Genomic DNA, 21,647 nt, shown 5'->3' with positions numbered 1-21,647 from the left:
TATTCCTAATCATCTCTCAAACGCGCTTGGCCGCCACGTTGTAATCTATTCTCATGGTCAATACGCAATAAAATCCCTACGGTTGCCGACATAATAATGATACTTGAACCACCGTAACTCACTAATGGGAAAGTTAAACCTTTTGTTGGTAACATCCCTAAGGCCATGCCTAGATTGACAAAACCTTGGAAGAAAATCCAGAAACTAATACCTAAAGCAAAAAAGCCACGGAAACGTTGTTCTAACATGAGTGATTCACGTCCAATTTTCATCGCTCGGAAAATCAATAAACCCAATAGGATCACAACAACCAAAATACCAATAAAACCGAACTCTTCACCAATAATCGCCATGATAAAGTCAGTATGCGCTTCAGGAAGATAATCAAGTTTTTGAATGGAGTTACCGAGTCCTTCCCCACTAATTTCACCACGACCAAAGGCCATCAAAGAGTTAGTCAGCTGGAAACCTGTTCCGTAAGGATCTTTAAACGGCTCTAAGAAACCGGTAAAACGTTTTAAACGATAAGAGGCAGAAAGAACTAACCATACAAAGAGAAGTATGCCTGTACCAATTAGCAAAATAAATTGCCAAAAATTTGCACCGACAATAAAAAGCATGCCAAAGGTAATAACGAAAAGTACAACGGTACTCCCTAAGTCAGGCTGAGCTAATAAGAATATCCCTAATACGCCCATCACAATGAAAGGCTTAGCAGCACTGAATTTTTTACCACGTACTTCATCATAACGACGCGTAAAATAGCTCGCGAGGAAACAGGTTAACGCTAGCTTGGCAAATTCTGCAGGTTGGAAATTTAAAATCCCTAAAGAAATCCAACGTTTAGCACCATTGACAGAAGTCCCTATACCTAAAACCAGTATGAGTAAAACAATAGCTAATAAGAAAACTTTTGCGTGCCACTTTTCCCATTGGGAAGAAGAAATTTGGAGAGTTAAATAGCAAGTTGCTAAAGAAAGCAAGACATAAACAGCATCACGTTTAGCAAAATAGAATGTATCATTAAATACACGTGCACTGTAAGGCATCGAGGCAGAAGTTACTGCTACCAAACCAATCAGCAATAGCACGACAAAAAGCCAAAACAATGCGCGATCGTAAAGTAATCCCTGAGGAGTTACTCTCGCCCATTGCTCATAATTTTGTTTAATTTTATTGATAAATTCCATTACTACCCTAATTTTTAAGCTAATTTTGCTAAACGAGTAAACTCTTCGCCACGTTTCTCAAAAGAGGCAAACTGATCTAAACTTGCACAAGCAGGAGATAATAACACCATATCGCCTGATTTTAAATGCGGACGTAAAAATGAAATGGCTTGTTCCATGGTTTCAAATAAATGGCTTTGAGCTGAAAGTGCCGCAAGTTGTTTCCCATCTCGACCAAAGCAATAGGTTGAAATATGAGGCTGATTGATTAAATCCTTTAATTCAGAAAAATCTGCGCCTTTACCATCACCGCCTAATAAAAGATGTAATGTTCCTTCAACATATAAACCAGCCAATGCTGCAACAGTGCTGCCTACATTAGTGGCTTTAGAATCATTAATCCAACGGACACCATTTGCCTGATGCGCTAATTGGAAACGATGATCTAGGCCTTTAAATTGACGAAGTGCGGTACGAATTGCCTCTAAATTTATGCCGACTGCTTGCGCTAACGCTGTCGCCGCTAAAATATTCATGTAATTATGACGACCAACTAAGGTTGCTTCATCACAAGGTAAAATGACTTCCTCTTTCGCCATTAAGTACTGTTTACCGTTTTCGGTTTTCAACCAGTAATCCGCTTGATTTTCAGCAAAAGACACAACCTTTTTAGCTTGATTTTCACCTTCACCAAAAGTGAGTTTATCTTCTAAATTCACTACTGCTGTTTCCGCATTGTGGTAAATGCGTAATTTGGCTTGGCGATAATCTTCTAAATCTACATAGCGATCCATGTGATCTTCAGTCACATTAAGCACAGTCGCTGCAGCCGCTTTCAAACTGTAAGTGGTTTCAAGTTGGAAACTGGAAAGCTCTAATACATAAAGATCGCAATCTTCATTTAATAATGACAACGCAGGGATGCCAATGTTTCCGCCCATGCCCACTTTTATTCCCGCCGCTTTTGCCATTTCATAGACTAATGTTGTCACGGTGCTTTTACCGTTAGAGCCTGTAATCCCAACAATTGGCTTGGTGGCAGCTCGGCAGAATAATTCAATATCTCCAATCACTTCTACGCCTGCCGAAAGTGCGGTCTGAATTTCAGGTGTTTTTACCGCAAGTCCTGGGCTAATGACAATAATATCGCTTTCAAGTAACCATTGTTGATTTAGGCTACCTGTATGTAAGGGAACATTTTTAGGTAATTTGTCCGCACCTGCTGGATGTTGGCGTGTATCAATCACACGGATATTAGCTTGTTGAGATTGAAGATATTCAACGCAAGAAAGGCCTGTTTTTCCAAGGCCTATGATGGTGATAGTTTTATTTTGATATAGAGTTGTCATGTTGTTTTTCTTCTCTCGTATTCTGGGATCACGCAGGGTGCAACAAGTGCACCCTACAAAAATTATCTTAGTTTGAGCGTTACAAGCCCCATCAACACCAACATCAAGGAGATAATCCAAAACCGAATAATCACTCTTGGTTCTGGCCAGCCTTTTAATTCAAAGTGGTGATGAATTGGTGCCATTCTGAAAATACGTTGTTTTCTTAATTTGTAAGAACCCACTTGCAAAATCACAGACAAGGCTTCAACAACAAATACACCGCCCATAATCACTAATAAGAATTCTTGACGAACAAGGATGGCAACAACACCAAGTGCTCCACCAAGTGCTAAAGAGCCGACATCGCCCATAAAGACTTGAGCCGGATAAGTATTAAACCATAAGAAACCTAAGCCTGCGCCTACGATTGCAGTACAGAACACCACCACTTCAGAACTATGTTTGATGTAAGGAATATGTAAGTATTCTGCGAAATTAACGTTACCAGTCGCCCATGCGATTAAAGCAAATGCACCTGCGACTAACGCTGTTGGCATGATAGCAAGCCCATCTAAACCGTCGGTTAAGTTTACCGCATTACCTGTGCCCACAATCACAAAGTAAGACAACACAATATAGAATAGACCTAATTGCGGCATGATATCTTTGAAGAATGGAATCACTAAACGAGTTGCATCGGTATCATGACCTAACCAATATAACCAAATGATTGCCACTAATGCTACAACAGACATCCAGAAATATTTCCAACGCGCAATTAAACCATCGGTATTTTTACGTGTGATTTTACGGAAATCATCCACAAAGCCAATAGCCCCGTAGCCAAACAGCACAAATAAGCAAATCCAAACATAAGGATTCGTTAAGTTAGCCCATAATAATGTACTCACACCGATGGAGAATAAAATCATCACACCGCCCATGGTTGGCGTGCCTTTTTTCGCAAAGTGACTTTCAGGACCGTCATTACGCACTTCTTGCCCAAATTTTAAGATTTGAAGGCGTTTGATCACTTTCGGACCAATCCATAAAGAAATAAAAAGTGCGGTTAATAATGCCAAAATCGCACGTACGGTAATATAGGAAATGGCATTAAATGCCGTTTCATAGCGAACTAAATATTCAGCAAGCCAAACTAACATAAGCTATCCTTTAATGAATAAATCGTCTCTTCCATTTTCATTGAGCGCGAACCTTTCGCTAGTACGACGACTTTTTGGTTTTCTTGTAATTTCTGTTTAATAATATCTAACGCATAAGCTGTCAATTCAGCTTTATCTGTAAAATGTTTTCCCAAAACAGCCTCTGAAATGACCGCACTTTCCGTTCCGTAAGAAAGCACTAAATCTAATTTAGCTTGTTTTGCGTGCTCGCCCACTTGTTGATGACATTTTAGGCTATCCTCGCCTAATTCTTTCATATCACCCACCAGTAAAATGCGGAAAGCATCGTAACTTTTTAAAACATCAATCGCGGCTTGTAAAGAATCAACGTTTGCATTGTAAGTATCATCTAATAACAGCAGATTTTCATTCACTTGAATCGGGAATAAGCGTCCTTTTACTTGAGAACGATGTTCAAGACCTGCTTTAACATCAGCAAGACTCGCGCCCACATTCATGGAAAGTGCGGTCGCTGCCAACGCATTTTTTACATTATGTTCACCTAAATAAGGCAAATTAATTTCAATGCGACCTTTTGGTGAAACTAACGAAAACGTTGAGCCATTAGGTGAATGTTTGACATTTTCAGCTTTGTAATCGCCACCATTAAAATATTGAATAGCATGCGAACCAATTTCTTTTTGCCACAATTCAATATAATTATGTTCACTGTTAATAATGGCTACACCATTTGGGGTTAAACCACGATAGATTTCACCTTTCGCACGAACTACACCTTCAATTGAACCAAAACCTTCTAAATGGGCAGCTGCTACATTATTCACTAATGCGGCTTCAGGCCGTGCAAGATGCGTCGTGTAATCAATTTCACCTTGATGATTTGCGCCTAATTCAATAACAGCAAATTTATGTTGTTCTGTTAAGCGTAATAATGTGAGTGGTACGCCAATATCGTTGTTGAAATTACCATTGGTGAATAACACAGCTTCAGGATTGCCCGCTGTTTGTTGCAAAATCGATGCTGTCATCTCTTTCACAGTGGTTTTACCTGATGAACCTGTCATCGCCACCGTACGTGGATTAATTTTTTCTCGTAACCATTTTGCTAATTGACCAAGAGCTAAGCGCGTATCTGCTACAACCAATTGTGGTGTTGCAATTTCGGTGTTGGCTTGTTGAACTACTAAGGCTGTCGCACCTTGCTCAACGGCTTTATCTAAGTATTGATGTGCATCAAAATGCTCGCCTTTTAATGCAAAGAAAAGCGAGTTGGATACCGCTTTGCGCGTATCAGTATTGATATTTTCAACAACGGCCTGACCATCACCAATAAGATTAGCATTTAAAATTTGGGCAAGCTGTTGGGTAGTAAGTTTAATCATTATGTTTATTTTTTCGTTAAATAGGCTTCAGCCACTTCTTGATCGGAGAAATGAAGTGTTTTATCACCAATGATTTGATAGTTTTCATGACCTTTACCGGCAATCACAATCACGTCATTTTCAACGGCATTCTCAATGGTAAATTTGATGGCCTCTTCACGATCTGGAATCACACCAACATCTTCCATTCGGCTAAAACCAGTGAGAATATCCGCTTCGATTTTATTTGGATCTTCTGTACGTGGATTATCTTGGGTTACGATCACTAAATCTGCATACTGCTCTGCGGCTTTTGCCATCAGCGGACGCTTGCCTGCATCACGATCTCCGCCACAGCCAAAGATGCACCAAAGTTTACCTTTACAATGTTCACGGGCTGCATTTAAGGCTTTTTCTAATGCATCCGGAGTATGGGCATAATCAACGATAAACGTTGGTTTGCCAGCTTTCTTAATCAATTCCATTCTTCCATTTACCCCTTTTAGCTGTGAAACAGTACGGATAAGTTCATCGAAAGAATAACCTAAAGCCAATAAAACAGCCGTGGCTAACAGCAGATTACTCACGTTAAAAGCGCCAATTAATGGGCTATGTAATGTGCCATTACCCCAACTTGAAGCAACATCAATCACCGCACCTTCGTGAGTAAAACGAATCTGTGTGGCATAAAGCCATTGTTTAGAAGTTGGTTTAAAATCTGGGCGACAGCTGACAGCAATACCATTTGGTAATTCGCTTAACCACGCGGCTCCAATTGGATCGTCAGCATTAAGAATTTGTAATTCGGGGGCTAAATCAACGAAAAAGCGTTTTTTAGCTTCGGCATACTTTTCCATTGTCTCGTGATAATCCAAATGATCGCGACTTAAATTAGTAAAAATAGCAGCTTTAAATTTGAGTGCTTCAACACGATGTTGAACTAACCCATGTGAAGACACTTCGATAGAAGCAAAATCTGCGCCTTTTTTTACAAAATCAGCAAGATTTTCTTGGACTTCAACGGCTGAACCTGTGGTATTTTTGGCTTCCTTGACTTGACCTAATAAACCATTGCCAATGGTACCCATGACGGCTGCTTTATGTCCTAATAAGGTTGCCCATTGAGCTAATAATTGAGAAACTGTAGTTTTACCGTTTGTTCCAGTCACACCAACTAAAGTCAATTTTTCGGAAGGATTATCATAAAATTGACCAGCCAATGCTGAAAGATGGGCTGATAAATGATAGTAGTGAATCACTGGCACATTATTTTGCCATTGGATGTTTAAATTCTCGTTTTCTAAATCTGTCTCTAAAACGACCGCACTTGCACCTGAAGAAATAGCTTGAGGAACAAATTGACTCGCATCAAAACGATGCCCTTTTACTGCCACAAATAGATCACCTTGAGTTACTTTGCGGCTATCTAACACCATCGCCTTCACATTAATGTCTGAAAGCACCGGAAGATCAAAAAGTGCGGTCAATTTTTTCATTGTTTTGCCTTTTCTTAATTCATTTTTTCAAGTTTTTGATCGCTTAAGCGAACAGTGCGTCTTGCTGTTTTTTCTGTTGGTTCTGCATCTGGCGCAATACCATTAGCGCGTAATGCATAGCCCATAATGCTTGAGAATACTGGCGCAGATACCGCACCACCATAGTACTGCCCTGCTTTCGGATCGTTAATCAAAATAACTAATGCATAACGTGGATCGCTAATTGGTGCAATACCCGCTGTAAATGCCACATATTTATTAACATAGTGACCATTTTCAATTTTACGAGCTGTACCGGTTTTCACACCAACACGATAACCTTCAACCATCGCACGTTTATTTTTGATTGCCACTTTCTCCAACATACCTACAACGTCTTTCGTGATTTTTTCAGAGAAAACACGTTGACCAATAACCGGCGGATCAACTTTAGTGATAGAAAGTGGACGATAAATCCCGAAGCTCCCTAAAGTGGCATAAGCACGCGCAATTTGTAATGGTGTTGAAGTAATACCATAACCATAAGCCACTGTTGCACGTTCGATATCTGCCCAACGTTTACGGTTTGCATTTAATACCCCACGTTGCTCACCGATTAAACCTAACTCAGTATCTTTACCTAAACCTGCATTTTGGTAAGTTTCCATTAATGCTGAAGGTGGCATACGTAACGCAAGACGGCTCACACCACGGTTACTGGAGTTAATCAAAATTTCATCTAAGGTTTGTTGTGGGCGAGGTGCCACGTCGACAATTTCTTTACCGCTTACGGTAAATGAACCGGTATTAATTACCTCATCACGTCTCACTGCGCCACGTTGAAGTGCGGTCAACACAACGAAAGGTTTTACGGTTGAACCAGGTTCAAAGGTATCGGTAATCGCTCGGTTACGTTTTAACTCGTCTTTTACATTGGCTAAGTTATTCGGATTGTAGGAAGGTGCGGTTGCCATGGCTAATACTTCACCCGTACGTACATCCACCAATACGGCTGTGCCTGATTCAGCTTTGTTTTCTGTTACCGCTTTTTTGATTTCACGATACACCATGGATTGTAACTTTTCATCAATACTTAAGGTGACATCTTGTGCATCGTATTTTTTCTCATCGGCAATATGTTCAACCACGTTACCACGTTTATCTTTACGAACAACACGAGCACCGTCTTTCCCCACTAACATAGAGTTGAAGCTTGCCTCAACCCCTTCAATCCCTTTACCATCAATGTTAGTAAAGCCGATCAATTGAGCCGCTTCTTCTACGCGAGGATAAAAACGACGTGGTTCTGTCTCTAATGAGATACCTTTAATTTTGAGTTCACGAATATAATTTGCCTTGCTCGCTTCTACTTGACGCGCTAAATACAAGAAGCCTGATTTTGCATTTTTCTCAATTTTTTTCACCAACTCTGCTGGTGTCATATTTAATTCGTTAGCAAGGGCTTTAATGCGTTCTTTATCATCTAATGCATTTTCTTTTAGCATTAAACGAGGTTCAGCCACAATTGCGCTCATCGGTACACTGACCGATAACAATTGGCCGTTACGATCTAAAATTGAACCGCGAACAGAAAGAACGTCATCTTTACGTAATGAACGTTTGTCCGCTTCGCCAGAAAGGGTTTCAGAATTAACAGATTGCACATAAGCAGCACGAGCCACTAATGCGCCTAATCCTAAGAAAATAAAACTTGTCGCAATAAGATAACGACCACGAAGGAAGCATTTCTCAAACACCATCTTCGGTTTATTTGGTTTTACTGACGCAGGTTGAGCCAATTTTCTAATTGTTTTCTTTGGCTTTCCTGGTTTCTTAGAGGAATTAAATCTAACCATTTTATTCAAAATCCCTATTCAAAAATAACCACTTCTTGTTCACTTTGAACACGTTGCATTTTTAATGTACCGATTGCAATGGATTCAACTCTTGTATTATCACTTTCGGTTGCTTCTTGTAATTGCAAATTGCGATATTCGTTTTCAAGGGCTTGGTGTTGTAATACCAACTGCCCGTTTTCAGAAATCAAGCCTCTTGTTTGGTGGGTCATCCAAATTGTGCCCATTGCAGAAGCTAAAATTAATAAAAGTAAGACGACAATTAATTTATTAGAAGAAAAAATATCTTCAACGAGAATATGTTGTAAAGGATAACGTTCGCTATTTTCTAACATCTTATTTCACCCTTTCCGCAATACGTAATACCGCGCTTCTTGAACGTGGATTCGCTGAAATTTCTGCCTCACTTGGCTGAATTGCTTTACCAATGATTTTTAATTTTTGATTACGTTGGATTTGATCTTCACGTAATGGTAAGCCTCTCGGAATATCCTCACCTTTACTTTGTTTACGCATGAAATGTTTTACCATTCTGTCTTCAAGTGAATGGAAACTGATAATCGATAAACGCCCTTCTGGCGCCAACATATCTAATGCAGAATTTAATACACTTTCTAACTCATCTAATTCCGCATTAATATAAATTCGAATGGCTTGGAAACTACGCGTCGCCGGATGCTTATGTTTATCTTTAAAAGGTATGGCTTGAGCAATTAATTCAGCAAGCTGAGAAGTACGACTTAAACATTCAGTGCCATTTTTGACCGCACTTTTATTGAATTCAACGATAGCAGTCGCAATTCGTTTTGCAAAACGCTCTTCACCAAAGGTTTTTAACACCCAAGTTAAATCATCAACAGATACTTGTTTTAGCCACTCTGCCGCAGATAAACCTTGAGTAGTATCCATACGCATATCTAACGGGCCATCTTTCATAAAACTGAAACCTCGTTCGGCTTCATCAAGCTGTGGAGATGATACGCCTAAATCCAGCAAAATACCGTCAATTTTACCAACTAAATCGAGTTTTTGACAGATATCTGGAATGTGTGAAAAGCTATTATGTTCAATATGAAAACGAGGGTCTTGAATTTTTTCAGCTTCAGCAATTGCACGTGGATCACGATCAACGGCAATTAAACGACCATGTTCAGAAAGTTGGGAAAGAATTAGACGAGAATGACCACCACGACCAAAGGTACCATCAATATAAATTCCATTTTCTTTCAACGCCAAACCATTCACCGCTTCGTGAAGCAAAACCGTGATATGTTCAGGTGCAGAAAAGGAATTTTGTGTAGTCATAAATAAAAAGTAAAAGTTAAATCAAAATCGATAAAGAAAAGATAGAGCGGCGCAAGCACCGCTTATCCTGCTAGTGCTGCTGTTCTATAATGACAGCATTTTTAGTTCTTCAGAAGCACCGAATTCAGCACTTGAGCCAATTTCGATATCTTCATCAATTTGTGCGTACCATTCAGTATCGCTCCAAATTTCAAATTTATTCAACTGCCCTACCAACATTAAGCCTTTTTCTAATTTTGCGTGTTGACGTAATGGACCACTTAATAAGATACGACCTTGCGCATCCATTTCACATTCTGTGGCATAACCGAGCATTACACGTTGTAAGCGACGTTGATTTGGGTCAAAGTTGGAAAGTGAAAGTAGCTTTTGTTCGATTTTTTCCCATTCATCTAAAGGATAAAGTAATAAACAAGGTTGACGAATATCAACGGTACAAACCATTTGACCTTGGTTCTTTTCCATGATTTCAGCACGATAACGAGTAGGAATCGCTACACGACCCTTCGCATCTAAATTTACCGCTGCTGCACCACGAAACATTTCTCTACCTTTAAACGTTTATTTTTAGAAAAATTTGGCAGAATTTTCCACAAAATTCCACTTTTCACCACTTTGCGTAAGTTTATCGGTTGTAGCCTTAACTTGCAAGCAATTAAAACGTAAAGATTGGTAAATTTTGGCAATAAAATAAACAAAAAAACCGTCTAAGGTTTCCCTCAAACGGTTTTTTAATTTTTAACTCAATTTAATTAGTTATTTACATACGCTTCTTCGTCACGATCACCTAATGGTTTAAGCTGTGTGAAGAATAATACCAAGCAAAGAACAGTTAAGCCTAAGCCAATATAAACAGATAATTGATAGTCTAAACCGAAACCGATTTTGTTGTATGCAAGGTAAGTGAAACATACAGTACTGATAAATGCCGCAGGGATTGTACATACCCAGTGGAATTTATTATAGCGATATAAGTACGCTGCTGCAGTCCATAACATAACCATCGCAGTAGTTTGGTTCGCCCAAGTGAAGTAACGCCATAAGATAGAGAAATCCACTTTTGATACGATATAACCAACCACGAATAATGGCACAGCAATCATTAAACGTTTAGCTAAGGTTTTTTGCTCTAAGTTGAAGAATTCTGCAATAACAAGACGTGCCGCACGGAATGCTGTATCGCCTGATGTAATCGGAAGAACAACCACACCTAATACTGCAAAAATACCACCAACAAGACCTAAGAAGTGGATAGAAGAATCATAAACCACTTTAGAAGGAGAACCCGCTTTAATCGCTGCTAATAAATCTGGTAAAGAATCATAGAAACTTAAACCAACCGCACACCATATTAATGCAATCACACCTTCACCGATCATCGCTCCGTAGAAAATGAAACGAGCTTCTTTTTCGTTTTCAGTACAACGAGCCATTAACGGACTTTGTGTTGCGTGGAAACCAGATAATGCACCACAAGAGATTGTTAAGAACAAGAGTGGCCATAATGGTAAATCTGCACGGGTTTCAAAGTTTTGGAAGAATTTCTCAAAAGACATACCGTCCACAGAACGATAGAAAGAAATTGGATCCGCTGAGCTTAGATCTGCACTGACTAAACCATATACCATACCCACAGACATAAAGAGCAATAATGCGCCGAAGAACGGATAGATACGGCCAATGATTTTATCAACTGGAAGTAATGTCGCAAGAATATAGTAAATGAAGATGATAGCAGTCCAAACACTGATAACAGTCGCTTTATCCATACCCCAAACGGTAATACCACCTGCTTCAGCTACCTGATGGATTTCTTCCGCATTGCTAATAGAAATGCTACCTGATGCAGCACCGAACACATCCATTGTAATCGTACCCATTAATTGAGCAGGACTTGCTACGAATACCACACCCACTAATAATAAAAGTACAACAGCTAATACGTTAATGAATGCTTTAACTGGACGACCTAAGTATTTACCTGCAAGGTTTGGCATAGATGCCCCGCCATTACGCACACTTAACATTCCGCAGAAATAATCGTGTACCGCACCAGCAAAGATACAACCAACTACGATCCAAAGCATAGCAACTGGTCCGTATAACGCACCAAGAATCGGACCAAAGATTGGGCCTGTACCAGCAATGTTTAATAATTGAATTAACCAAATCTTGGTTTTAGACATTGGCATATAGTCAACGCCATCATTCATGGTATACGCTGGCGTTTGACGATTTGGATTGATCACAAAAATGCGCTCAATCACTCGACTATAAAAGAAATAACCTGCAAGCAATAACGCCACGCAGAAGAAAAACCACAACATAAAAAATACTCCTCAGGAATAAATGAATACCGAAATCTAGCCATATACTAGACTTCGTCGGCGGTATTCTAAGTTAAAATTCTCAAAATCAAAAATTTTAATTTTTACAATGTTTCAAATTTGTGATCTATATCACGTTTATCATTACGCTTTTTTCACTTACAATAAGCTCATAAATTCAAATAATTAAAAAAGGATCATAAATGGCTCTTACTCGCTGCCCTGAATGTCGTAAAAAAATCAGCGAATCCGCTCAATTTTGTCCGAATTGTGGTTTTTCTTTTAAAGAAGAAGATCTTGAAATTTACAAACAAAAACTCGAAGAACGACGCCAACATAATGCCGAAATTAATCGAAAAAGCACTAAACTTCACCTTATTTGGTTCGCTATTTTCACCATCGTTATTTTGCTCGCAAGTTGGCTGACAGGAGAATAAAAAGTGCGGTCAAAAAATAATGAAAATTTTGACCGCACTTTAATTAGAACCCAATCCGTCGTGTCGTTGCAGAAAACGCTGGTTTCACTTCACATTCACCTTGTAATGCGCTCAGCCAATCTTGCACCTTTTGAAAAGGAGAAAATTGATGACGGCGAGCTACTGCGGCAAAATCACCAGGCGTCAGCAAATTAAGCGATTCAATCTGACTTAAATCCTCTTCCGATAACAACGGCAGCCCTAAAATTTCTGCTTGTTGTTTAGCAAAATCTAAACGTTGTGGCAGTGTTAAATAATCAAACTTCAATTTCAAATCAAAACGACGTAAGGCTGCAGGATCAAGCACTTCAATCAGGTTTGTTGAAACCACCATTAATCCCTCAAAACGTTCAATTTGTGTCAACATTTCATTCACTTGTGAACGTTCCCAGCTTCGGTCTGCTCCTTCTCGAGAAAATAAGAAGGTATCCACTTCGTCCAGCACTAACAAACAATTATCACGCTTTGCTGATTCAAATGCCTCAGCAATATTTCGTTCCGTTCCACCTACATAAGGATCGAGCAAATCAGAGCCTTGTCTTAGCAACAGCGGCATGTCCAACTGTTCCGCAAGCCACGCTGCCCAAGCGGTTTTTCCTGTTCCAGGCGGACCATAGCAACAAATTCTGCCTTTTTTGGTTCGCATTAATCCTTCGGTGATTTTATGAATATTTTCATTGCAGGAAACCCACTCAAGCTGATAACTCAGTTTACTTTCCACCAACGGCTCAATTTTCTTTTTACCTTGTGCCTGTAAGGTTTCATTAAATAGCGTAAGCAAGATCTCAGAAAAAGTTTTTTTGCCGTTATCAACCGCATTTGCCACATTGAACACACGCGTTAAAATAGCCGGAGAAAGTGACCGCACTTTGGCAAAATGTTGCACATATTCCGCCGTTAATTTACCGCCTGCCAACTGCGAAATTAACGCCGATTTATTTTTCAACGGCAAATCCGGCATTTCAAACACAAAATCAAAACGACGCAAAAAAGCCGCATCTATGCTGTGTACCGAATTGGATAACCAAATCATCGGCACGTTATTGTTTTCCAACAACTGATTTGTCCACGCTTTATTTTTTTGCGCAACAGAACGCTCCATAAACGAGCCGTTAAACACATCTTCAATTTCATCAAAAATTAAAAGCGCCTGCTTCCCGTTCAATAGCGTTTGAGCAAGACGACTATAGTTCAGGCGTTGCTCCGCCTTCACAACATCTCCGTCAGAATCCATATAAGTAATGTTATACGCCGAAATCCCTAATGCCTGTGCAAGCAACCCGGCAAATTCGGTTTTACCGGTGCCGGGCACGCCATAAATTAAAAGATTCACGCCTTTCCGATGATGTTTTATTGCCTGTTGTAAATAGGTCAACATCATCTCTTTCATGCCGGCAATATGGGCAAAATCATCCAGTTCCAAACTTGGCACTTGAGCGACTTCCGTACAAGATTTTAATAGGACGTTTTCGTTTAATGGTTGTGTCACAAATTCATCAAAATCTAAGGTTTCGCCCCAATCTAAATAATCATGCACACTATCGGGGCGATAATCGCGATCAATCAAACCATAAGCATCGAGTTTACTGCCTTTCTTTAAGGCGGATAGAATCTGATTTTTCGGCTGCTTCAGTAAATCCGCCATGATCGCAGCCGTTCTTTGCAAATCCGATTTCGGCAAGTAGCCAAACAAATCTCGCATAGCTCCTTCACTGCGTAAATGCATGGCAAAGCGAAGAAGTTCCTGTTCAACGGGATTCAGCTGCAAAAATTCTGCCAACGTTGCCAAATTTTCATACGCCTGTTTCCATAACTCCGGTAAAAGTGCGGTGGATTTTTGGAGTGTTTTATACCGCTCTTTTAAAAGCCGACGAGCAACTGTGCGTAGATTTTTATCATTCTCTAATTCTTCAGGCAGCCCAAACGCACTGGCAATTTCATCACTTCGCCAACTACTCTCCCGAAACACTTCAGAAAAACCTTTATGCTCAAATAAAACTTTAAGCATCATATTTTCAGTATAAGAAGACACTGTAGGTGGGTTTAATTTATATTCAGACATAAAAAATACTCCTTACTGGGTTGGTAAGGAGTATTTTAGTGATGGGTGCGACAAAAGGTGTCGTTAAGAATCAGTTTTGGATAAAGGTTGATTTAGAATTGTGAGCATTTTTTCTCCATGCACTTTTATCTCGTCTTCCCCCCATTTATCATGACTCATCATTATGACTTGTTTTAGACTATCGCAATTCTTCCATGTTTTAATAATATCGCGCTTTGCTACAGGAGTTAAATTACTTAAACGAGAATTTTTACTTTGAGATAATAAATACAAATTGCCGAACATATCAATTTCTTTAATTGTATGACCATCTATAGGATGTTGTGGATAATGATGTTCTACCGAACTTCTAAAGGTAAATCTAAATTTTTTCCAAATAGCATCTTTAGTATTCTCAGTTAACCACCCATCATTTTTTAGAAAATCTTTTACTTTTTCACCAGGCAGTTTCCATAATTGATAATCTAGTCGATTAAATACAAAGTTAGGAACATTTACTCCATCATCCCAATCTTTTTTATCTCCTGAATTTAATTCAAATTTCACCTTTTCTAATATAATCGCTGTAATATCTTTTCCTTGACAGTTATTACCAAAATAGAATTTATCGCAAAGCTCTTTTAGAAAATCAACATAGCTATCAAAAGTTATATTATCCTTATTCTTAAATAACCAACGTAATACAGCATACAACCAGTTTTTGTAAATACGAGATGGGTTAGAAACATGGAACATAGAAAGTAACATTATTGCATTTTTTGTTTGTTCATTTGCATCTGTATCATTTGATTCAGATTTATCACTACCAAAAGTATTCTTATAGTAATAATTACTTGAATTTCCTTTGAAAACACACCATAAAGACCAATGTTCATCTTCTGAACGTAGAGTGCTTGATTTAATCACGTATTTATCAAATAAATATCTACAAGATAACAGAACATCTATAAATTTAATCACCTTTTCTTTATTCCATTGGTCACCAAAATCATTTAACAGCTCTTTTTCATCTAATGGAACATTTTGGAATCTACCATCATAAGATCCTTCTAAATAAATTCTTAAAACATGCATTAAGAAATTAGGGAAATCAATTACTGAAGTAAATGCACCATCGTATTTATCTTCTAAATGTCCATCTTTTAGTTCTATTTTTTTCTTGCTATTAAGAAGATCTACGATTTTCTCTCCATTCTTTCCGTCCTCTTCTTTCTTTCCTTTACCTTTATTAAGTTCATCGGCTACTCTTAAAATTTCCTTCCTAAAAACTCTAGGTGTTTTCTGCCAATCATTACCAAAAATGACTTCTCTTAACTCAGAGTCAAACCCCATTACAGCATACCGACTCATATCAGAACAGGCATCCCAAATCTTGGCAAATAATAATTGTTCAATACCTTCAGATAATTTCTCCATCAAACGGGCTTTTAGAATTTCATGCTTTTCAAGCTGCTCTCCACGGGTATTCATAATTTCAAAATAATGGTTTAAATCTGTACCTTCTGGCACTTCAGTTCGGATAATTTCAACTTTATCCAAAAGGAATTTTACAATTTCATCTTTATTATTTCCCCATTCATCAATTACTTTCTTAATTGTTTCTAATGCTTGTGAAAAATTACTTGGTAATTTTTTAGAATTAAGATTGGATAATGCTTGTTCAGATTCATCTCGATGTTCAAAAGAAACATTTCTAAAACTTAATTCACCAAGATAATGCATTATTAACGTGAGTGTTGTTAGTCTTTGCTGTCCATCAATTACTTCAAAATCACCATTTTCTCGGCGATAAACAACTAAGCTTCCAATATAATAATTTTTATCTTGTTTTTTAGTTTTTTCACAAGCATTTTTTATATCTTGAAGCAATGAACGAATTTCATCGTCGCCCCAAGCATAATTACGTTGGTAGATTGGAATAATATAGTTACATTTATTCTTATCATCAAATAAATCAGATATGGTTAATGTTTTTACATATTCTTTAGCATTGCTCATCTTTTACCTCAAAAACTTCCTTTATTTTATTGTCTATGTTTCTAAACTTATCTTCACGTATTGCTGAGGTATATCTCAGCACTTGTATTGGTGTAGAAGATTTCTCTATATGATTAAATAATCCATTTTTTGAGTGAGTCTCATCTTCTATAGTTTTGAAAGTAATACGCTGATATTCAAAACGAATTCGATAAACCCATAAAAATGCTTTATTTATAAATTCATCTAAATATATTTCACCAAACTTATCAAAATAGAATAACACTATACATTCAAATAAATTTTTTAAATACTTATCACCTACTCGATAGCAATAATCTTGATTATTGAGAAAAGTATTTACACCTTTTCCTAGATCTTTACCGTTAATTTTTGTCACTTTATCAACAAGTCCAATTCCTTCTTTGAATAATTTTTCATAGCTTTCAGCATAATACTGAACATAATCAAAAAATTGCTCACCATTTATTAACGTTTGTATCGTTTGAAAATTTGTTTTCACAAATCTTGGATGATAAAACATAGGATTTTGTTGTGCTAATTTCTCTACAACCTTTGTTGCAAACAGAGGGCTAAGATAAGGATAGTTAGTACTTTCTGATACGCCTTTAAATGTCTCTAGCTCGTCCGATGTAAAAACTTCTCCGCTTTCTTGATAGTGCCATCGGCGTAATCTAAAAAGAATATAGTTGATAATTTTATCTAAATTATTGATTTCTTGAGAAAGTGCAGATTTCTCCCAACGTTCAACACAATGATGAATAATCTCTTTGGATTTATCTTTCATTTCTCGTAAATGATAAGCTTTCAGCAAATCATAAGATTCTAAAGGTTTCCCTCTTGAGTTTTGTGAGTCAAAAAATTGGAAGGCCTCATCTAAATCATCAAGTTCAATACGAACCATTTCGCATATTTTTAAGATGTACTCCTCAAATCCTAAAGGGAAATTATAACTATTAATAAATTTATAATTCTCTATAATATTAAATTTACTAATGCTATGACTTAACTTTTCCTGCAAAAATAAAATATCGTTCCTACCTAATTTATGAAGCAATAGCGATAGCGTAGTAAGTCGCTGTTGTCCATCAACTATTTCAGACTTACCATCATTTTTATATAAAACAATTGTACCGATTCGATAAACTTTGCTATCACGGAAATGCGTAAGTAAATCATCAATAAGCTGTTGAACATTTTTAACTGTCCATTTGTATGGTCTTTGATAATCAGGAATGCTCAACTTCAAATCAAATACATCTTTAATCTTGAGTATTTTTGCTTTTTCTTCACTCATAATAATTTGGGTTCCTTAGAATATTTTTATAATATAAATCAAAATGCACAGATTATAACCGATAAATCATCATAAAACCCTTGTTTTGCAACTAATTTACGATACACCGTCAATCGAGATTTATCATTATCATATTGTTTCCAAATCTTTTCTCTTACTTCAGCAGAAAGCTCATCTGTTAATCCATCAGAACACAGTAATAAACTTTCCCCTTGTTTAATTTCAATTTCTTGATAAAAAATTTTATCTTGAAATTCGGAATAATCCGCGACTAAACAAGAAGAAACTCCGCCATAAATTGTGGCAAAGTCTTCTTCTTTTTTATCGGGAAAATCAGTTAATAATTCAGACAGAATAGAATGATCTTGGGTAATTTGTTGCCAGTTTCCTTGAGCGTCAATTAAATAAGCACGGCTATCGCCTACGCTGAGAATTTTGGCTTTACGAGTTATTTGATCAATTTCAGCCGCCACAAAAGTGGTTGCTGAGCCAAAATAATCTTCACCCAATTCTGCTGATAAACTGGATTGTAAATCGTAGATCGTTTGACGACTTATGCTTTCCATTTGGCTTAATAATTGCATTGCCAACTTGCTCGCTTTTTCAGGTCGGTTGCTATTGGAAATACCATCTGCCACGCCCGCAATAAAGTGCGGTCGGTTTTCAAGGCGTTTTTCAGCCGTTTTGAGTTTATATTGAAACACCGCCTCGCCATTAAAAAGGGCATCTTGGTTGTGTCGCTTGTTGCTGCCAATTTGTTGGCAGAAGGTTATTTCACAAAAATTTTCCATTATTCAACCGCTTGTTGAGAAGGATTTAGCAGGCAATCAATCGCTTTTAGCGCATCTAACGCCTTCATCTCGAGACTTAAAAAGTGCATTTTTGGCACGCCTGCATCTTGTGGGTTAATACGGATAAATCCACCTTTTTTTGCTTTCGCCGTACGTTCAGAAAAGCGACGCACAGTTGGAATGGCTTTCCCCGCCCCCAGTTCGATGACGACGAGATTTTGCACTTCTTTTAACCATAAATCGAGCTTATTTCGTTTTAAATTTTGATAATTACTGCTGTAAAAATAATCGTCAAACATAAGTACATTCTGTCTTGCTAAACGCTGACAATAAGGGCAACGAGGTGGCTCACTCAATAAGCGCAAGTTTTCGTTATCCACAACAGGTTGAAATTCTTTTGCAGACCAACTTAAATCACGGCAATTATGCGCACACTGCAAACGCTCTAGTGTGCCATGCACTTCATAAATACGCCCTTCTTCAAATCCCGCTTTCTGAAAATGCCCATCCACATTACTTGTAAAAACAAAATAACCATGCGGTTTGCTATCTGCCCAACGTTTTAAAATTTGGTAGCCCTCATGCGGGATTGTTGCGCGATATTGCGATAAGCGATGCCCATAAAACCAATAAGCTAACTCTTGATGGGTTTCATAAGCCAATGGTGTCGCAATATCTTCAAAATTGATATTGCGGCCTTTAAACATTGGGTAAGCATTCCAAAACCCGCCGACACTTCTAAAATCCGGCAAACCTGAATCCACGCTCATTCCTGCCCCAGCAGTAATTAAAATGCCATCGGCCTTTCGGATAAGTTCCACTGCATAATTTAAATCATTTTTCATAATACTTTTCTCTGTCCATTTTTCATTGATGAAATAACGCCTGCTTCTTCTAGTTGTTCTACAATTCTCGCAGCTCGATTAAAGCCTAAACTAAATTTGCGTTGAATCCGTGAACCAGATGTAAATTTTTCTTGTTGCACGAATTTTTTTACATCCTCAAAAAGCGGATCTCGTTTAAAAGTGACTTTCATTGCCATAATTTTTCTCCTGTGTTGTTTCTATAAAAGGGCTTAAGCGTGTTGTAAGAGGTAAAAAACTCTCTTTTATGGAAAAATTATATGGAAGGAGGCGACAATTCGTGTCATTAGCAAATATTACAAGCGGTTATTTTTAGGAGATTTTTTGCAAATAAGATTATCTGTATTGCAATATACATATTTATCTGTTTATATATACATGTAATTTATTAGGGAAAAGAATATGAATCATCAAAATCCAATTGAAATTTACCAAGCTCAAGATGGCACAACGCAAGTGGAAGTGAGATTTGAAAATGATACCGTTTGGCTTTCTCAGGCGCAGATGGCAATGTTATTTGGTAAAGATATTCGCACCATCAATGAGCACATTACCAATATATTTGATGACGAAGAACTTGAGAAAGACTCAACTATCCGGAAATTCCGGATAGTTCGCCAAGAAGGTAAACGCCAAGTCAATCGTGAAATTGAGCATTATGATTTAGATATGATTATCTCTGTTGGGTATAGAGTAAAATCTAAACAAGGCATTAGTTTCCGCCGTTGGGCAACTGCACGTTTAAAAGAATATCTGACTCAAGGCTATACCATTAACCAAAAACGTTTACAGCAAAATGCTCACGAATTAGAGCAAGCACTTGCACTTATTCAAAAAACGGCAAATTCATCGGAATTAACGCTAGAAAGTGGTCGAGGATTAGTGGATATTGTCAGCCGTTATACGCATACCTTTTTATGGCTACAACAATATGATGAGGGTTTACTTGCCGAACCACAAACACAGCAAGGCGGTACGTTACCAACTTATGCCGAAGCCTGTTCTGCACTAGCAGAGTTAAAATCACAGCTGATGGCAAAAGGTGAAGCAAGTGATCTGTTTGGACGTGAACGAGATAATGGCTTATCTGCGATTCTAGGCAATTTAGATCAAAGTGTATTTGGTGAACCTGCTTATCCAAGCATTGAAGCAAAAGCGGCACATTTACTTTATTTTGTCGTTAAGAACCATCCTTTTTCAGATGGTAATAAACGTAGTGGCGCATTTTTATTTGTGGATTTCTTACATAGAAATGGGCGTTTGTTTGATCATGATGGACACCCTGTTATCAATGATACGGGGCTTGCAGCACTCACTTTATTAGTTGCTGAATCTGATCCGAAACAAAAAGAAACGCTTATTAGGCTTATTATGCATATGCTTAAACATAAGCAAGATAAGTAATGATAAATAGCGACCGAAGTCGCTATTTATCTATCAACGTTAAACTTAATAAAAAATTATTTACATAATTCTTTTACTGACTCTACTAATACTTCCATTTTGTCGTAAGAATTAATGCCATTTGGGCCACCAAAAAATGGGCAAACACAAATTAAGGTATCATTGTACTTGCGATAGAAGATATTAAATTCTTTTAATGCTTTAGTTTCATATACAGTATCTCCAGTAAAAAACTTAAAGAAGTTATCTTTTTCAGTGACTCCCGTACAAATAATAACTTTAGGATGACATTCATCTATAAGTTGACGATAAAAAGCACCTCGATTTTCAACGCACCACTCTCTATATTCATTGAATGTTTCAAATCCTGTCATCTTAATGAATTGATCATTCCATTTAATTGATGATCTATTTTTAAAATTGATTGGTAGCATATTTAATTTGAAACCAATACCTTGTGGGTAAAACACATCGTATTTTTTAACAAAATGCTCCGCACTTTCTCCATTTTTCCAATCTAAATTGTAGTAGTACCACAAAAACCAACATATTTTTCTATTATATTGAGTAGTCCAACTACCATCAAAATCATCCTCTACCCAAGAATGCGGTATTAATTTAGGACTTAAACTAAATTTCTCATAAAAATCATCTGGCGAGCTTTCATCACCTATTCCCCATTCTAATCCACAAAACCATACTTCTGATTTAGGATTTCCACCATCGCCTCCTGCGAAAGATACCGCTATTTTTTTAAATTCTTCTGTTACCATTATTCTTATCCTCA

Annotated in this window: 19 protein-coding genes; 2 read left to right on the top strand and 17 right to left on the bottom strand. The window is 37.6% G+C overall.

Going from position 1 to position 21,647, the window contains the following annotated elements; genetic code table 11:
- Positions 1 to 5: 5 nt before the first annotated feature.
- The 10 genes from ftsW to ADA56_RS08125 form a co-directional block, all read right to left on the bottom strand.
- A complete protein-coding gene (gene ftsW, locus ADA56_RS08170; protein WP_049366214.1) occupies positions 6 to 1,190 on the bottom strand; it encodes a putative lipid II flippase FtsW in 1,185 nt (394 codons plus the stop codon).
- 14 nt (positions 1,191 to 1,204) lie between these two features.
- Positions 1,205 to 2,518 carry a UDP-N-acetylmuramoyl-L-alanine--D-glutamate ligase gene (murD, locus tag ADA56_RS08165; RefSeq protein ID WP_049370103.1) on the bottom strand — a complete coding sequence of 438 codons (1,314 nt, stop codon included), beginning with the start codon at positions 2,516 to 2,518 and terminating at the stop codon, positions 1,205 to 1,207.
- A gap of 62 nt (positions 2,519 to 2,580) precedes the next feature.
- A complete protein-coding gene (gene mraY / locus ADA56_RS08160) occupies positions 2,581 to 3,663 on the bottom strand; it encodes a phospho-N-acetylmuramoyl-pentapeptide-transferase (protein ID WP_049370102.1) in 1,083 nt (360 codons plus the stop codon).
- On the bottom strand, positions 3,657 to 5,027 hold the full coding sequence (gene murF / locus ADA56_RS08155) for a UDP-N-acetylmuramoyl-tripeptide--D-alanyl-D-alanine ligase (RefSeq protein ID WP_049370101.1): 1,371 nt from the start codon (positions 5,025 to 5,027) through the stop codon (positions 3,657 to 3,659). Before murF ends, mraY begins: the two co-directional genes overlap by 7 nt.
- 5 nt (positions 5,028 to 5,032) lie before the next feature.
- A complete protein-coding gene (murE, locus tag ADA56_RS08150) occupies positions 5,033 to 6,502 on the bottom strand; it encodes a UDP-N-acetylmuramoyl-L-alanyl-D-glutamate--2,6-diaminopimelate ligase (protein ID WP_049370100.1) in 1,470 nt (489 codons plus the stop codon).
- Positions 6,503 to 6,516: 14 nt separating this feature from the next.
- A complete protein-coding gene (locus ADA56_RS08145; protein ID WP_049366208.1) occupies positions 6,517 to 8,337 on the bottom strand; it encodes a penicillin-binding transpeptidase domain-containing protein in 1,821 nt (606 codons plus the stop codon).
- 14 nt (positions 8,338 to 8,351) lie between these two features.
- Positions 8,352 to 8,672, bottom strand: coding sequence for a cell division protein FtsL (gene ftsL / locus ADA56_RS08140; RefSeq protein ID WP_005696538.1), 321 nt, complete (start codon positions 8,670 to 8,672; stop codon positions 8,352 to 8,354).
- A gap of 1 nt (position 8,673) precedes the next feature.
- Positions 8,674 to 9,642: a 16S rRNA (cytosine(1402)-N(4))-methyltransferase RsmH gene (rsmH, locus tag ADA56_RS08135; protein ID WP_049370099.1), complete on the bottom strand. Its 969-nt coding sequence runs from the start codon at positions 9,640 to 9,642 to the stop codon at positions 8,674 to 8,676.
- Positions 9,643 to 9,726: 84 nt separating this feature from the next.
- Entirely contained in the window at positions 9,727 to 10,185 is a 459-nt protein-coding gene (mraZ, locus tag ADA56_RS08130) for a division/cell wall cluster transcriptional repressor MraZ (protein ID WP_005696540.1), read from the bottom strand.
- Between the two features lie 209 nt (positions 10,186 to 10,394).
- Positions 10,395 to 11,969, bottom strand: a complete 1,575-nt coding sequence (locus ADA56_RS08125; RefSeq protein ID WP_049370098.1) for a carbon starvation CstA family protein — start codon at positions 11,967 to 11,969, stop codon at positions 10,395 to 10,397.
- Between the two features lie 203 nt (positions 11,970 to 12,172).
- On the opposite strand from ADA56_RS08125, the gene ADA56_RS08120 reads away from it, so the two are divergent.
- The gene (locus ADA56_RS08120) at positions 12,173 to 12,406 is read left to right on the top strand and encodes a zinc ribbon domain-containing protein (RefSeq protein ID WP_014065022.1); all 234 of its coding nucleotides are present in this window, start codon (positions 12,173 to 12,175) and stop codon (positions 12,404 to 12,406) included.
- Positions 12,407 to 12,449: 43 nt separating this feature from the next.
- Here ADA56_RS08120 and ADA56_RS08115 read toward each other — a convergent pair whose 3' ends face one another.
- The 6 genes from ADA56_RS08115 to ADA56_RS08090 all read right to left on the bottom strand — a co-directional run bounded on the left by ADA56_RS08115 (position 12,450) and on the right by ADA56_RS08090 (position 19,635).
- On the bottom strand, positions 12,450 to 14,507 hold the full coding sequence (locus ADA56_RS08115; RefSeq protein ID WP_049370097.1) for an AAA family ATPase: 2,058 nt from the start codon (positions 14,505 to 14,507) through the stop codon (positions 12,450 to 12,452).
- Between the two features lie 63 nt (positions 14,508 to 14,570).
- Positions 14,571 to 16,505: a GmrSD restriction endonuclease domain-containing protein gene (locus tag ADA56_RS08110; protein WP_049370096.1), complete on the bottom strand. Its 1,935-nt coding sequence runs from the start codon at positions 16,503 to 16,505 to the stop codon at positions 14,571 to 14,573.
- Complete coding sequence (locus tag ADA56_RS08105; protein ID WP_049370095.1) at positions 16,492 to 17,802, bottom strand: DUF262 domain-containing protein; 1,311 nt, start codon at positions 17,800 to 17,802, stop codon at positions 16,492 to 16,494. The genes ADA56_RS08110 and ADA56_RS08105 overlap by 14 nt, the downstream gene beginning before the upstream one ends.
- Before the next feature lie 38 nt (positions 17,803 to 17,840).
- Positions 17,841 to 18,593 (bottom strand): PP2C family protein-serine/threonine phosphatase, encoded by a 753-nt coding sequence (locus ADA56_RS08100; RefSeq protein WP_049370094.1) that lies wholly within the window; start codon positions 18,591 to 18,593, stop codon positions 17,841 to 17,843.
- The gene (locus ADA56_RS08095; protein ID WP_049370093.1) at positions 18,593 to 19,438 is read right to left on the bottom strand and encodes an SIR2 family NAD-dependent protein deacylase; all 846 of its coding nucleotides are present in this window, start codon (positions 19,436 to 19,438) and stop codon (positions 18,593 to 18,595) included. The genes ADA56_RS08100 and ADA56_RS08095 overlap by 1 nt, the downstream gene beginning before the upstream one ends.
- Complete coding sequence (locus ADA56_RS08090; protein ID WP_049370092.1) at positions 19,435 to 19,635, bottom strand: DNA translocase FtsK; 201 nt, start codon at positions 19,633 to 19,635, stop codon at positions 19,435 to 19,437. Before ADA56_RS08090 ends, ADA56_RS08095 begins: the two co-directional genes overlap by 4 nt.
- A gap of 223 nt (positions 19,636 to 19,858) precedes the next feature.
- Between ADA56_RS08090 and rhuM the strand changes: the two genes are divergently transcribed.
- Positions 19,859 to 20,860, top strand: a complete 1,002-nt coding sequence (gene rhuM, locus ADA56_RS08085; RefSeq protein WP_049370091.1) for a virulence protein RhuM/Fic/DOC family protein — start codon at positions 19,859 to 19,861, stop codon at positions 20,858 to 20,860.
- Between the two features lie 56 nt (positions 20,861 to 20,916).
- Here the strand turns inward: rhuM and ADA56_RS08080 are convergent, their stop codons facing one another.
- Positions 20,917 to 21,633 carry a hypothetical protein gene (locus tag ADA56_RS08080; protein ID WP_049370090.1) on the bottom strand — a complete coding sequence of 239 codons (717 nt, stop codon included), beginning with the start codon at positions 21,631 to 21,633 and terminating at the stop codon, positions 20,917 to 20,919.
- Positions 21,634 to 21,647: the final 14 nt, after the last annotated feature.

It is taken from the genome of Parahaemophilus parainfluenzae (assembly GCF_001055095.1).
GTDB classification, from domain to species: Bacteria; Pseudomonadota; Gammaproteobacteria; order Enterobacterales; family Pasteurellaceae; genus Haemophilus_D; species Haemophilus_D parainfluenzae_Z.
Note: the sequence above shows the minus strand (reverse complement) of the source record. Positions and strands in the feature narration are given on the sequence as shown.